We start from the raw sequence: 13662 nt of genomic DNA, 5'->3' as shown, positions 1-13662 counted from the left end.
CGTCGCCACGCCGGGGCGGACAGGGGCGAAAGTCCCCTGCTCGGCAGAACGGGGGAGGCCCGGATCAGCGCTCGAGGAGCGGCACCGACCAGACGAGCTCGGTGCCGCCCTCGTCGGGGGCCGCGATCACGAGCTGTCCCCCACGGGTGGTGGCGCGGCGGGCGAGGTTGTCCAGGCCCGAGCGCCGTGTCCCGGGTTGGACGCCCCGGCCGTTGTCGCGGACCTCCACGCGCAAGGCCTCGTCCGCCTCCACGACGACCGAGACGACGCTGGCGCCGGCGTGCCGGGCGGCGTTGCTCAGGGCCTCACGGACGACGGCGAGCAGGTCGGCCGCCAGCTGGTCCGGCACGTCCACGAGGGTTCCCCGCACCGTGAGGGTCGGCGCGAAGCCGAGGGTGACGACGGCGTTCTCGCACAGGGTCGTGATCTCGGCGGCCAGGCTTCGCGAGTCCGGCGAACGGTGCAGCGCGAAGATGGTGTGGCGGATGTCCTTGATGACGGCGTCGACCTCGTCGACGGCTGCCTCGACCCGCTCGCGGGCTGCCGGATCGGTGAGCTGCCGGCCCACCGACTGCAGGGACAGGCCGGTGGCGAAGAGCCGTTGGATGACGTGGTCGTGCATGTCCCGGGCGATGCGGTCGCGGTCCTCGAGCATCTCCATCCGCCCGCGCTCGTGCTGGGCCTGGGCGGCGGTGAGCCCGACGCCCAGCCGCTGGGCGAAGTCCATCAACGCCGCCGAGTACCCGTTGACGGTGCTGACGTCCTGGACCGCCAGCACCCCGAGGGGTTCCGCACCGGCGCCCAGGGAGAGCAGCACCAGCCCAGCGCCCGCCTCACGGACGCCTTGCGAGGGCGACGCGAGCTCGGCGCGCCAGTCGGCGTCCTCGACGACGGTGCCGACGGGCGGCGCACCCTCCCCGGCAGTGGCTGCGACGACGAGGTCGGTGCCGCGGGGCACGGCGATCGCGCAGCTCGTGGCGTCGGTCAGCTCCAGGACGTACCGGCTCGCGGCCGCAAGGACGTCCTCCTGCGCCCGGCCCTGCAGCAGCGCCGACACGAGGTCGCGTGTCGCCCCGCCCCAGCGGTGCTGCATCACGCTGCGGTTGTAGAGCCGGGCGTTGTCGATGGCGACGCCGGCCGCCGCGGCCAGCGCGGTGAGGATGACCTCGTCGTCGGCCGAGAACTCCTCGCCGGTCCGCTTGTCCGTCATGTACAGGTTGCCGAACACCTCGTTGCGGATGCGGATGGGTGTCCCGAGGAAGCTCGTCATCACGGGGTGGTTCTCCGGGAAGCCGTAGGACTCCGGGTGCTCGCTGATCCGCGCCACCCGTTGCGGGTGCGGGCTGTGGATCAGCAGCCCCAGCAAGCCGCGGCCGTGCGGCAGGGGCCCGATCCGCTCCCGGTCCTCGTCGCTGATCCCGTGCGTCACGAACTCGATGAGCTCGTCACCCTCGGGGCCGAGGACACCCAGGGCGCCGTACCGGGCCCCGACGAGGTGGCAGGCCGACTCCACGATGCGGCGCAGAACCGTGGCGAGCTCGAGGTCCGAGCTCACCGCCACCACGGCGTCGAGCAGCGCCGAGAGCCGCTCCTGGGCAGCCCGGGCGCTGCCCGCGCGGGCCCGCAGCTCGTCGAGCAGGTCGTCCAGCTCGAGGGTCGAGAGCCGGAACATGCTGCCCGGGCCGCCCCCGTCGGTCGTCTCGTCCGCTGCCACGGGCCCCATGGTAGGAGGCCGGGGGCTCGGTCAGGCGTCGCTCCGGACATCGCGGGGTGTCCGGTCCACCACCACCGAGCGCACGCCGGGGGCGGTCGAGGCGATGGCCGAGGCCACCCGTGCCGCGCTCTCGGACCCCAGGCCGGACAGCGTGACGACGCCCCGGTGGACCTCCACGGTGCAGCCCTCCCCGGCCACACCGGCGATGTCGTGCACGACCTGCGACCAGATCTCGGCGTCCGCACGCCCCAGGACGCGGATGACGTCGCTGCGGCTGACGATGCCGCACAGGGCGCCGTGCTCGTCCACGACCGGCATGCTCTTCCAGCCGGTGTCCGCCATGACGGCTGCCACCTCGGCCACGTCCGCCCCGCGGTGGACCGTCACCGGGTCCGGTGTCATGACCGCGTCGACGTACCGGGGCCACGCGGCGTCCTCGGGCGCTGTGGGGGCCAGCGGCCGCAGGTGCGCCCGGGTGTCCGCCGCGAGGTGCAGGCGCAGGACGTCGGCCTCGCTGAGGATCCCCACCACGAGGCCGCTCCGGTCGACGACCGGCAGCGCCGAGACGCCACGGTCCGCCAGCAGCCGCACCGCGGCGTCCAGCGGGCACTCGGTGTCGACGGCGACGACGTTGGTGGTCATGAGCTCACTGACGAGCACGGCTCCTCCTCGCGCGGCACCGGGCGGGCGTCCGGCTGCACCCCGATGCTCGCCACGACGCCGGTGCGGGCACAGGGTCGAAGGTCCCTGCAGCCGTTGCACGGGAACGACGAGCGCCTAGATTTGAGGCGCAGGCGCGGGACGACCCGCGCCGGTCCCCAGCGAAGGAGCAGAGCATGGCCACCACCCGCACCGCCGCCGCCCACTGGGAGGGGTCCCTCATGGAGGGCTCCGGCGAGGTCACCCTCACGTCCTCCGGCATCGGGACGTATGCCGTGTCGTGGCCGTCGCGCGCGGAGAAGGCGAACGGGAAGACCAGCCCCGAGGAGCTCATCGCCGCGGCGCACTCGACCTGCTACTCGATGGCGCTGTCGCACGGCTTGGCCCAGGCCGGCACCCCGCCCACCACGATCGACACGACGGCGGAGGTGACGTTCCAGCCCGGCACCGGGATCACCGGCATCGCGCTGTCCGTCGTGGGCGCCGTCCCCGGCATCACCGCCGAGGAATTCGAGAAGGCGGCCCAGGACGCCAAGGAGAACTGCCCGGTCAGTGCCGCGCTGAAGGCGGTGCCGATCACGCTGGAGACGTCCTTCTCCTCCTGACCCTCCCTGCCCGACCCGCACGGTCCCAGCCGGTCCCGGCTGCACGAGGGGCCGCCCGACACCACGTCGGGCGGCCCCTCTCGCGTGCACCGCCGCCAGTGCCCGGTGCGCCCCTCCGTACGATGCGGCCATGCGCCGCGTGGTCCGTCTCGCCCCGGCGGCGCTGCTGGCGGCCGCCGTCGCGCTCACGGGCTGCAGCACCGGCACCCACGCGCCCCCGGGCGGGGGCGCCGGCGCGTCGGGCACCAGGGCATACCCGCGCCTGTCACCCCGCTGCCCGCCGCCTGCCGCGCGCCCCCCGGCGGTGACGGTCGCCCAGCTCAACCGCGTCGTCGCCGGCCTGGACCTCCCGTTGTGGCAGGCCGGTGACATCGGCGCGAGCGCACGGCTGCCCGACGGGCGACTCGTGTGGGTCTTCGGCGACACGGTGCGCGCGCCGGACGTCCAGCCGCGCATCGTGGCCAACTCGATGCTCGTCACCGCCGGCCTGTGCACCTCCCAGGTCGAGGTCGCCGGTCGCGGCCCGGTCATCCCGGACCGCTCCGACGGCGTCGTCCACTGGCCGATGTCGGTGGCCGTGGTGCCTCGCGGCGGGGAGGCGTCCCTCGTCGTCATCTCCGCGCGGATCCGCCGCGGCGTCGGCGGGCTGGACTTCACCTACCTGGGCAGCACCGCGACCGTCTTCCGCCTGCCCGACGGGGGCGCCCCCACGCCGGTCCGCCAGCTCGACATCACCCCCGACTCCCCCGACACGACCCAGGTCAACTGGGGCTCGGCGATGACCGTCCACGACGGTTGGATCTACGTCTACGGCACCCGGTTGCCCAGCAGAACCGCCTTCGGCCGCGCGCTCTACGTCGCGCGGGCCCCGGCCGCCGACGCCCGCGACCGCGGCACCTGGCGGTTCTGGGACGGTCGCGCCTGGGTCGCCGACGCCGGCCGCGCGGCCGTGGTGCTCCCCGCGGAGGGCGGGGTGTCGCAGACGCTGTCGGTCGACGTCGTCGGGTCGCGGTTCGTGCTCGTGAGCAAGCGCGACGGCGACCTGGGGTCCACCGTCTACGCCTGGGACTCGGGCGCGCCGACAGGCCCGTGGGAGGCCACGCGCGGCGTGCGCGCCGACTTCCAGGACCCGGACGGCAACCTCGCCTACGCGCCCCTGGCCCACCCCGGCATCCGGCTCACGGACGGCCGCCTGCTCATCTCGATCTCCCGGAACACCAGCGACTTCGCCCGCCTGCTCGCGCAGCCCCGGCTGGGCCGCCCGGTGTTCGCCGAGATCGACCGCCCCTGACCTCTCGGGCGGACCTGACCTCTCGGGCGGACCTGCCTCAGCCGAACGGCTCGGACCGGCGCGCGCCCGTCGGCACACCGCCGGCGCCCCGGCATACTCCTGCGTGCGCACTTCCCCCCAGTCGCAGGAGGATCGGCACGTGGCCGTCGGCACCGCTGGCGTCGTCGGGTGGTACCGCGGACTGCCCCCACGGGCGAGGTACGCGCTCACCGCCGGCACCGCCCTGGCCCTGGTCCTCGTCCTCATGACCACGTCGGTGGGGCTCGCCCCCGCCGGGTCGCGGGTGGCCGCCTGGTGGCCCGCCGCCGGCCTGTCGGTCGCGCTCGTCCTGTGGGCCCGGTCGTGGTGGCGCTGGGTCGTCGTGGCCCTGCTGACACTGGTCTCGCTGGCGGCCAACGTCCTCGGCGGCCGGCCGCTGCCGGTGGCCTCCGGGTTCGCGCTCGCGAACTCCGCGGAGGCGGTCACCGTCGCGCTGCTGCTCCTCCGCTCCGGCGACCCGCGCCGCGCCCTGGCGTCGATGGTGGGGCTGTTCCACCTCGTGCGGGCCGTGGCCGCCGGGGCGCTGGTCCTCGGCGTGGGCGCCGGGGTCACGGTGACCCTCACCGAGACCGGCGACCCCTTCGCGGCCGGCCGGGCCGCCGCCGCGTCGCACGGGGCGGCCGTCCTCATCGTGCTGCCGTGGTTCCTCGGGATCGCCGAGGGCGCGCGACGCTCGAGGCTGGAGCGGGTCGCCCAGTGGTCGGCGGTGCTGCTGGTGCCGGCGCTGGTGTTCGCTCCCCCGCAGAGCCTGCCACTGGCGTTCGTGCCGTTCGTGCCGCTGATGTGGGGCGCCGTGCGGATGGACCAGAGGACCGTGTTCGTCCAGCTGCTCACGACCGGGCTCCTGGCCACCCTGCTGACCTCGGCCGGTGGGGGCGCGTTCGGGCACCTGGGGCAGTCGCGCTCGCCCGAGGTCGTCACCGCGCTGGTGCAGGCGTTCCTGGTGTGCAGTGCGCTGCTGGTGCTGCCGTTGTCGGTCGCCGTCGTGCAGCGGCAGGAGACCCTGGCTGCGCTCACCCGCAGCGAGGCGCTCTACCGGCACGGGTTCAACAGCGCCCTGCTGGGCATGCTGCTGCTGCGCCGGCACGGCGACGTCCTCGTCGTCGAGGAGGTCAACGCCGTCGCCCTGCGGCTGCTCACCGGTGGCGACGGCCGCGGCGAGGACGACGTCGTCGGCTCGCGCTGGGGCGAGTTCTTCCTCGGCGGGGTCCCCGCCGAGGGACCGCGCGACGACTCGGGCCAGGCGCAGGCCTGGCACGGCGAGGCACGGGTGGCAGCCGGTCCGCGCCCGTGGGTGCAGGTCAGCCTGTCGCCGCTCGTCGAGCACTCCGAGGACCTGTTCACCGCCCAGCTCGTCGACGTGACGGGGCGCCGCGAGGCGGAGGACCACCTGCGGGCAGCGCTGGACGCCGAGCGCGTGGCGAACGAGCAGCTCACCGAGCTCGACCGCGCCAAGAGCGACTTCGTCACCAACATCAGCCATGAGCTGAGGACGCCCATCACCAGCGTGATCGGGTATGCCGAGATGCTCGCCTCCGGCGAGGCCGGTGACCTCGACCGCCTTCAGCTGTCGATGGTGGAGAAGGTGCAGCGCAACGCCACCCGTCTGCTCGCCCTCATCGAGGACGTGCTCGCCGTGTCCCGCGTGGACGCCGGCAGCTTCACCCTCACCCTCGAGGAGGTGAACCTGCGGGCGGTGGTCTGGCAGGCCTGCGAGGTGCTCGACACGCAGGCCCGCGACGCGGGCGTGACGGTGCGCGTGGCCCTGCCGCACGGCCCCGTCCAGGTCGTGGGCGACAAGGCCCAGCTCGAGCGCGCCCTCATCAACCTCGTGTCCAACGCCGTGAAGTTCACGCCCCCCGGTGGCGAGGTGACCGTGCGCGTCCGCCGGGCGCCCGACGCCGTGACCGTCGCCGTGGAGGACACCGGCATGGGGGTGCCCGAGGACGAGGCGCACCGGCTGTTCGAGCGGTTCTTCCGGTCCAGCACGGCCCAGGTCAACGCCGTCCAGGGCACCGGCATCGGCCTCACCCTGGTCGCCTCGATCGCGCACGCCCACCACGGCGAGGTCGGGTACGAACCGCGTCCCGGCGGTGGCTCGGTCTTCTCGATGACCATCCCCCAGGGCACCCTGCCGCGCGAGCGGGAGGCGGAGGCTGAGCCCGCGGTGACCGCCGGCTGGTGACCCGCGGACCGGAGCGCACCACGCCCGGAAACCCGGGGCGCTCGCCCCGCGCCTCGGCATACGGTGGCGCCATGGACGCTGCCGACCGCCACGACGTCATCAGGGTGCACGGCGCCCGCGAGAACAACCTCAAGGACGTCGACGTCGAGCTGCCCAAGAGGCGGCTGACGGTCTTCACCGGGGTGTCCGGCTCCGGCAAGAGCTCGCTGGTGTTCGGCACCATCGCCGCGGAGTCCCAGCGGCTCATCAACGAGACCTACAGCGCGTTCGTCCAGGGCTTCATGCCGACGCTGTCCCGCCCCGACGTCGACCGCCTGGAGGGCCTCACGACGGCGATCATCGTCGACCAGGAGCGCATGGGAGCCAACCCGCGCTCGACGGTGGGCACCGCCACCGACGCCAACGCCATGCTGCGGATCCTGTTCTCACGCATCGGCAAGCCGCACATCGGGCCGCCGACCGCGTTCGCCTTCAACGTGCCGACCCGGACGGCCAGCGGCGTGCTGCGCACCGACCGGGGCCACGGCGAGACGAGCGTGGTGCGCGACGTGGTCTACCAGGGCGGCATGTGCGCCCGGTGCGAGGGCATGGGCTCGGTCAGCGACTTCGACCTCACCGCCGTCTACGACGCCGACAGGTCCCTCTCCGAGGGCGCCCTGCTCGTCCCGGGCTACAGCATGGACGGCTGGTACGGCCGCATCTTCGCCGGGGCCGGCCTGCCGATGGACAAGCCGGTCGGGAAGTTCACCGACAGGCAGCTGCACAAGCTGCTGTACGGCCAGCCCGAGAAGATCAAGGTCGAGGGGGTCAACCTCACCTACGAGGGCGTCCTCACCAAGGTCCAGAAGTCGATGCTGTCCAAGGACGTCGAGGCCATGCAGCCGCACGTCCGCCGGTTCGTCGAGCGCGCCGTCACGTTCACCACCTGCCCCGACTGCGACGGCACGCGCCTGTCGCCGGAGGCGCGCTCGGCGAAGATCAACGGCAGGAACATCGCCGAGCTGTGCTCCATGCAGATCACGGACCTCGCGGACTGGCTGCGCGACCTGCGCGAGCCGACCGTGGCACCCCTGCTCGCCGGGCTGCAGGACCTGCTCGACGCCTTCGCCGAGATCGGCCTCGGGTACCTCTCCCTCGACCGCCCGGCCGGGACCCTCTCCGGCGGCGAGGCCCAGCGCACCAAGATGATCCGGCACCTCGGGTCATCGCTCACGGACGTGACGTACGTCTTCGACGAGCCGACGATCGGGCTGCACCCCCACGACATCGAGCGGATGAACACCCTGCTCGTCCAGCTGCGCGACAAGGGCAACACCGTGCTGGTCGTGGAGCACAAGCCGGAGACCATCGTGATCGCCGACCACGTCGTCGACCTCGGCCCCGGTGCCGGGACCGCCGGCGGCAGCGTGTGCTTCGAGGGCACCGTCGAGGGTCTGCGGGCCTCGGACACCGTCACCGGCCGCCACCTGGACGACCGTGCCGCGCTCAAGGAGACGGTGCGGCCCGCCAAGGGTGCCCTGGAGGTGCGGGGCGCCTCGACCCACAACCTGCGCGACGTCTCGGTCGACATCCCGCTCGGGGTGCTCTGCGTGCTGACCGGCGTGGCCGGGTCGGGCAAGAGCTCTCTGGTGCAGGGCTCGGTCGCCGGGCGCGACGGCGTCGTCGTGGTCGACCAGGGCGCGATCAAGGGGTCCCGGCGCAGCAACCCTGCGACCTACACCGGCCTGCTCGAGCCCGTCCGCAAGGCGTTCGCCAAGGCCAACGGCGTCAAGCCGGCGCTGTTCAGCTCCAACTCCGAGGGCGCCTGCCCCGCCTGCAACGGCGCGGGCGTCATCTTCACCGACCTCGGGGTCATGGCGACGGTCGAGTCGGTCTGCGAGGAGTGCGAGGGCCGGCGCTTCCAGGCCGCCGTGCTGGAGTACACGCTGGGTGGGAAGAACATCGCCGAGGTGCTGGCGATGCCGGTCTCGGAGGCGGAGCAGTTCTTCGCCGACGGGCCGGCCCGCACCCCGGCCGCCCACGCCGTGCTCGACCGGCTCACCGACGTCGGGCTGGGCTACCTCACCCTCGGCCAGCCCCTCACCACCCTCTCCGGTGGCGAGCGGCAGCGGCTGAAGCTGGCCACGCAGATGGGCGACAAGGGCGACGTCTACGTCCTCGACGAGCCCACGACCGGGCTCCACCTCGCCGACGTCGAGCAGCTCCTCGGCCTGCTCGACCGCCTCGTCGACGCCGGCCGCTCGGTGCTGGTCATCGAGCACCACCAAGCCGTGATGGCGCACGCCGACTGGATCATCGACCTCGGGCCGGGGGCCGGGCACGACGGGGGCCGGGTCGTGTTCGAGGGGACGCCCGCCGACCTGGTCGCCTCCCGGGAGACGCTCACCGGCAAGCACCTCGCGGCATACGTGGGCGCTTGACCGCGCCTGACCACGCCCGGCGGGACCTCCGGCCCTGTCGGGGCCCTGCGCCGCGCGCCCACGCTGGAGCCTCCGACGAGGAAGGACATCCGGACATGAACAGCTACGGCTTGGGCGGCAGGGTGGCCGTCGTCACCGGCGGCGCCTCGGGCATCGGCCGCGCCTGCGCCCACGTGTTGGCCCGCTCGGGCGCCGACGTCTCGATCTGGGACCGCGACCGTGCAGCCATCGACCTCGTGCTCAAGGAGCTCGAGGCGTACGACTTCCGCAGCCACGGTGCCGTCGTGGACGTGGGCGACGCCGCCGCGGTCGACGCGGCCATGGACGAGGTGCGTGAGGCCCTCGGCCACGTCGACATCGCCGTGTGCAACGCCGGCATCGGCGGGGCTGCCGCGACGAGCGGCGACTACACCGACGAGGAGTGGCACGAGGTCATCCGGGTCAACCTCGACGGCGTGTTCTACACCCAGCGGGCGGCGATCAGGGCGATGAAGGCCTCGGGCCGCGGTGGCTCGATCATCAACATGGCCTCGATCCTCGGCGCCGTCGGGTTCCCCACCGCGAGCGCGTACACCGCCGCCAAGCACGGGGTCGTCGGGCTCACCCAGGTCGCCGCGTGGGAGCACGCCGCCGACCACATCCGCGTCAACGCCGTCGGCCCCGGCTTCATCCGGACGCCGCTGGTCGAGACCCACCTCGACGCCGCGGCGCTGGAGTCACTGGCCGCCCAGCACGCGCTGCAGCGGATCGGCGAGCCCGAGGAGGTCGCCGAGCTGGTGGCCTGGCTCGCCAGCGACGGCGCCTCCTTCGCGACCGGCACGTACTACCCCATCGACGGCGGGTTCCTCGCCCGCTGACACCCAGGCTCCCGGGGCCCGTGCCGGTGCTGGAACCCACGGGCCCCGGAGAAGCGTGTCCGCTCGGTCGGGACGTCGGGACGTTGGCACGCAACGACATTCGCACGCGACGTCCGCCATGCGCCATGCCGCCCCCGTGCGGCACGCGCGCTGCCTTGCCGGCGCTGCAAGGGACCTTCGCCCCTTTCAGCGCAGGCGCCGGAGCCGGAGGCTTGAGCCAGGAAGGGAGTTCCGATGACCACCCACGTCACCCCCCAGCTCGCCCCCGTCGTCGTCCTCGCGCCCGTCGTCGTCGGCGTCGACTCCGACGACCCCGTGCAGGCCGTCCTCGACACCGCGGCCGACCTCGCGACGGCGACGGCCCACCCGCTCCACGTCGTCAACGCGACCGGTGTCGGCATCGTCCCCTGGACCCCCGAGATGGTCGGCCGCCAGGAGGCCCGGACGGAGGCCGTCCGGGCGAGCCTCGAGGCCCGCAGCCGTGTCGAGGTCACCGCCGAGACGGTGTTCACCAGCCCGGCCAAGGCACTCGTCGACGCCAGCCACGGCGCCGCGCTCGTCGTCCTGGGCGCGGGCCGCTTCGGCGCCGTGTCCGCGGCAGTGCTCGGAGCGACGACCTCGCAGGTCGCAGCGCACGCCGAGTGCCCCGTCCTCGTGGTGCCCCACGACGGGCTCCTGCGGCACGACGGACCCGTCGTGGTGGGCGTGGACATCGACCCGCACAGCGAGCCGGCCCTCGAGTACGCCTTCGCCGAGGCCGCCCGGCGCTCGGTCCCGCTGGTGGCCGTCCACTCCTGGTGGTGGGAGTCGCCCGACGCCTTCATGTCGGGGCACGAGTGGGAGGACGACTTCGGCGCGGTGGCCGACACCCAGCACCGGCAGCTCGCCGAGATGCTGGCCGGGTGGCAGGACAAGTACCCCGACGTGCAGGTGCGCACCGAGGTCGTCCGTGGCCAGGCCGTCTCGACCCTGTGCGACGAGGCGCAGGGTGCCCAGCTGCTCGTCGTCGGCAGCCGCGGCCGTGGGGGCTTCCGCGGCCTGCTGCTCGGGTCGGTGAGCACACGGTTGCTGCACCAGAGCCCGTGCCCGGTGGCCGTGGTGCCCTCGTTCCCACGCCCGGCCCGGGAGCGGAGGGGGCGGTCATGACCTCCACGGCCCACCGCCCGTCCGCGGCAGCGGCAGCGGCAGCCTCGACGACCGGCGCCGAGGTCGTCGTGGCCCTCACCAACGACGAGTCCGCGCGGCGCGTCGCCGAGGAGGGCGTACGCCTCGCGCACGAGCTCGGCGCGTCCGTCCGGTTCGTGCACGTGCTGCCCGAGAGGCTCGACGTCCAGGAGCGCACAGACGCCGCAGAGCCGACGTTCGCCGCAGCCATGGCAGCGCTGCGCCGGACGGGACCGCACGCCCGGGCCACGTTCGAGTCCACGACCGGCGACCCCGTGGAGCTGCTCGTCGCCCGCTGCGCGGACGCCCGGATGCTCGTCATCGGCGCGGACTCCGAGGGCGGGGTCGTCGGGGCGCTCTGCCGCGAGCGCGTCACCTGCCCGGTCCACGAGGTGGCGCCGTGAACGCCGCGCCGGCCCCGGTCCTGGTCGGACTGGACCTCTCCGCCACCAGCGAGCTGGCGGTCGACTGGGGTGCTGCCGAGGCGGTCCTGCGCGGCTGCGCCCTCGAGCTGGTCCACGTCGCCCCGCCGACACCGCTGCCCGCCGTGGTCGTGACCGACGCCGACCACCCCGCGGCATACGGCGACATCCCGCCACCGACCCTCCCGCACGCGCGCTGCGAGGCGGTGGGCACCAGGGTGCGCCACGCTCACCCGTCGTTGGACGTGGTGGTGCGGGTGGTCCCCGGGTCCGACCCCGCCCGGACCCTCGTCGAGGAGTCCCGCCACGCCTGTGTCGCCGCGCTCGGCGCGCGCGGGCTTGGAGCCCTGCGCGGCATGGTGCTCGGCTCGGTCTCGAAGGCCGTCACCGAGCACGCCCACGCCCCGGTCGTCGTGGTCCGCCACGCGGCCTCGACGACGATCCCCGACCAGCGGGTGGTCGTGGGCGTCGACGGCAGCGAGGTCTCCGCGCCGGCTCTGCGGTTCGCCTTCGAGGAGGCCCGGCGCCGGCGGGTCGGCATCACGGCCGTGCACACCTGGCAGCCCGACATCAGGACTCCGTCCGCCGAGTGGTGGCCGGAGGACCCCATCCGGGGCGAGATGGACGAGCGCGCGGTGGCGTCCGAGTCGCTGGCCGGGTTCCGTGAGGAGTTCCCGGACGTCGACGTCCGCGTCCACGTGGCCCAGCGGGACGCCATCGCCGAGCTGGTCAAGCTCAGCTCGGGCGCCGGCCTGCTCGTCGTGGGCTCCCGTGGCCGTGGACCCGTGGCCAGCGCCGTCCTCGGCTCGGTGTCGGCGGCCGTGCTGCGCAAGGCGCACTGCCCCGTCGCCGTCGTCCACCCCGACGGCACGGCGCCCACGGGCGACTCGGCAGGGACTGCGACGCGGGCAGGGTCGGCCTGACAGCCACCAAACGACCACGACCCCGCTCTCGTCGAGCGTAGGCTGCTCCCCTACTCAGGGGGGACATCGTGAGACGCACCGTTGCCGTCGCCTGCGGGGTCATCGTCGGTGCGGCGTTGGGCTTCGTGGTCGGCACGGTCGCGGCCGACATGGTCAATGACGCCCGGACCCGCATGGACGAGGCCGAGTACATCTTCGTCGGCCTCCTGGGCGCCGTCGTGGCACCGTTCGTCGGCGCGCTGGTCGGCGGAGTGGTGGGGGCTCGGGTGGAGCGGCGCCTCTAGGTGCCACCAGCAGCACGCCGGCAGTCCCGTCGAGGCGGCGGTGCGTCCGATACGGCGCGGTGGGTCCGCTACGCGGGTGCGTCAGCCGGCAGAGGCGTGGGAGCGGGTCGGGACCGCCAGTACCGAGGGGGGCACCACGAGGACGTCGCACGGCGGGTCGTCGAGGACGCTGCGCGCCACCGAGCCGCGGACGAGCCCGGCCAGCGTGCCGCCACCGCGGGTCCCGACCACGAGGAGGTCGGTCTCCCGGGGCTCGCCGTGCAGCAGGTCCTCGGGCGGCTCCCGGACAACCTCCACCTCGGCCGCCACGTCGGCACAGGTCGCGTCGGCCCTGATGGCCTCCCACACGGCGTGCTGCACCTCGGCGACGTCACCCCGACCCGGCACGCTCGTCAGCACCCGCAGCACCACCCCCCGAACGACGGCCTCCTCGGCGGCCAGGGTGAGCAGGTGGGTGGGATCGATCGAGGGCCGGAAGCCGACGAGCACCTTGGGGACGGCGCCGGCGCTGGACGACGCGCGCAGCCTCCGGGAGCTGCGGCTGGTCGCGGTGACGAGCACGGGCCGTGGGATCTGCCGCATGAGCGCCTCGCTCACCGACCCGAGCGAGAAGGCCGACTGCCCACCCGCGCCGTGGCCGCCGACAACCAGGCGCGACGCCCGGGCGGCGACCGACTTCAGGACGGGGTCCTCGAGGTCGGTCAGCACCACGGCCTCGACGTGCACCGTCGAGTCGGTCTCGTGCGCGAGCTCGACGGCGCGGGTGGCCGTGGCCACTCCCCTGCCCCGGGCGGCGTCCTGCGCCGACCGGTGACCCGTGAGGCTGGTGTCCACCGGCCGCGAGACGGCCAGCACGACGAGCGACTCCCCGTGCAGGGCAGCGAGCCGGGTCGCCGCGCGGACGGCGGCGTGGGACTCCCAGGAGCCGTCGGTCCCGACGACCACCGCTGGCTGCTGCATGCCTGTCATGTCCTACCCGCTGTCGGTCGGAGGAACTGTGGGGGCGAAGGGACCCGTCCACCCGGTGCGGGCCAGAACCCCTTCGGCTCCAACGGTGGCCGACATCGGAGCCGGGCGGTCAGGGCCCAAGGTCCCTGT

12 protein-coding genes are annotated in these 13662 nt (G+C 74.1%); 9 read left to right on the top strand and 3 right to left on the bottom strand.

Translation table 11 applies throughout. The features are described 5' to 3' along the window. Positions 1 to 64: 64 nt before the first annotated feature. Both RKE38_RS17270 and RKE38_RS17265 read right to left on the bottom strand, forming a co-directional pair. Positions 65 to 1714 (bottom strand): GAF domain-containing protein, encoded by a 1650-nt coding sequence (locus RKE38_RS17270; RefSeq protein WP_316008708.1) that lies wholly within the window; start codon positions 1712 to 1714, stop codon positions 65 to 67. A 30-nt stretch (positions 1715 to 1744) separates the two neighbouring features. Then, complete coding sequence (locus RKE38_RS17265) at positions 1745 to 2374, bottom strand: CBS domain-containing protein (protein WP_316008707.1); 630 nt, start codon at positions 2372 to 2374, stop codon at positions 1745 to 1747. 176 nt (positions 2375 to 2550) lie between these two features. Here RKE38_RS17265 and RKE38_RS17260 point away from each other — a divergent pair, with 176 nt between their 5' ends. The 9 genes from RKE38_RS17260 to RKE38_RS17220 all read left to right on the top strand — a co-directional run bounded on the left by RKE38_RS17260 (position 2551) and on the right by RKE38_RS17220 (position 12564). Then, positions 2551 to 2979: an OsmC family protein gene (locus tag RKE38_RS17260; RefSeq protein WP_316008706.1), complete on the top strand. Its 429-nt coding sequence runs from the start codon at positions 2551 to 2553 to the stop codon at positions 2977 to 2979. A 130-nt stretch (positions 2980 to 3109) separates the two neighbouring features. After that, positions 3110 to 4270, top strand: coding sequence for a DUF4185 domain-containing protein (locus tag RKE38_RS17255; protein ID WP_316008705.1), 1161 nt, complete (start codon positions 3110 to 3112; stop codon positions 4268 to 4270). A gap of 139 nt (positions 4271 to 4409) precedes the next feature. Further along, positions 4410 to 6494 (top strand): ATP-binding protein, encoded by a 2085-nt coding sequence (locus RKE38_RS17250; RefSeq protein ID WP_316008704.1) that lies wholly within the window; start codon positions 4410 to 4412, stop codon positions 6492 to 6494. A gap of 71 nt (positions 6495 to 6565) precedes the next feature. Then, positions 6566 to 8914, top strand: coding sequence for an excinuclease ABC subunit UvrA (locus RKE38_RS17245; protein ID WP_316008703.1), 2349 nt, complete (start codon positions 6566 to 6568; stop codon positions 8912 to 8914). A 95-nt stretch (positions 8915 to 9009) separates the two neighbouring features. Further along, positions 9010 to 9771, top strand: coding sequence for an SDR family NAD(P)-dependent oxidoreductase (locus RKE38_RS17240; protein ID WP_316008702.1), 762 nt, complete (start codon positions 9010 to 9012; stop codon positions 9769 to 9771). 234 nt (positions 9772 to 10005) lie between these two features. After that, complete coding sequence (locus tag RKE38_RS17235) at positions 10006 to 10917, top strand: universal stress protein (protein ID WP_316008701.1); 912 nt, start codon at positions 10006 to 10008, stop codon at positions 10915 to 10917. Continuing rightward, positions 10914 to 11339 carry a universal stress protein gene (locus tag RKE38_RS17230; protein WP_316008700.1) on the top strand — a complete coding sequence of 142 codons (426 nt, stop codon included), beginning with the start codon at positions 10914 to 10916 and terminating at the stop codon, positions 11337 to 11339. The genes RKE38_RS17235 and RKE38_RS17230 overlap by 4 nt, the downstream gene beginning before the upstream one ends. Continuing rightward, positions 11336 to 12280: a universal stress protein gene (locus RKE38_RS17225; protein ID WP_316008699.1), complete on the top strand. Its 945-nt coding sequence runs from the start codon at positions 11336 to 11338 to the stop codon at positions 12278 to 12280. Before RKE38_RS17230 ends, RKE38_RS17225 begins: the two co-directional genes overlap by 4 nt. A gap of 68 nt (positions 12281 to 12348) precedes the next feature. Beyond that, positions 12349 to 12564 (top strand): hypothetical protein, encoded by a 216-nt coding sequence (locus tag RKE38_RS17220; protein ID WP_316008698.1) that lies wholly within the window; start codon positions 12349 to 12351, stop codon positions 12562 to 12564. Positions 12565 to 12645: 81 nt separating this feature from the next. Here RKE38_RS17220 and RKE38_RS17215 read toward each other — a convergent pair whose 3' ends face one another. Beyond that, positions 12646 to 13524 carry a universal stress protein gene (locus RKE38_RS17215; protein WP_316008697.1) on the bottom strand — a complete coding sequence of 293 codons (879 nt, stop codon included), beginning with the start codon at positions 13522 to 13524 and terminating at the stop codon, positions 12646 to 12648. Between the last annotated feature and the right edge of the window lie 138 nt (positions 13525 to 13662).

Origin of the sequence: Phycicoccus sp. M110.8, from assembly GCF_032464895.1 — a bacterium.
Lineage (GTDB): Bacteria > Actinomycetota > Actinomycetes > Actinomycetales > Dermatophilaceae > Pedococcus.
Note: the sequence above shows the minus strand (reverse complement) of the source record. Positions and strands in the feature narration are given on the sequence as shown.

Bases quoted from the DNA above. Each gene is read 5' to 3' on its own strand.
- RKE38_RS17255 (WP_316008705.1), top strand. From the start codon at position 3,110: ATGCGCCGCGTGGTCCGTCTCGCCCCGGCGGCGCTGCTGGCGGCCGCC.
- RKE38_RS17245 (WP_316008703.1), top strand. From the start codon at position 6,566: ATGGACGCTGCCGACCGCCACGACGTCATCAGGGTGCACGGCGCCCGC.
- RKE38_RS17240 (WP_316008702.1), top strand. From the start codon at position 9,010: ATGAACAGCTACGGCTTGGGCGGCAGGGTGGCCGTCGTCACCGGCGGC.
- RKE38_RS17215 (WP_316008697.1), bottom strand. From the start codon at position 13,524: ATGCAGCAGCCAGCGGTGGTCGTCGGGACCGACGGCTCCTGGGAGTCC.
- RKE38_RS17260 (WP_316008706.1), top strand. From the start codon at position 2,551: ATGGCCACCACCCGCACCGCCGCCGCCCACTGGGAGGGGTCCCTCATG.
- RKE38_RS17230 (WP_316008700.1), top strand. From the start codon at position 10,914: ATGACCTCCACGGCCCACCGCCCGTCCGCGGCAGCGGCAGCGGCAGCC.
- RKE38_RS17235 (WP_316008701.1), top strand. From the start codon at position 10,006: ATGACCACCCACGTCACCCCCCAGCTCGCCCCCGTCGTCGTCCTCGCG.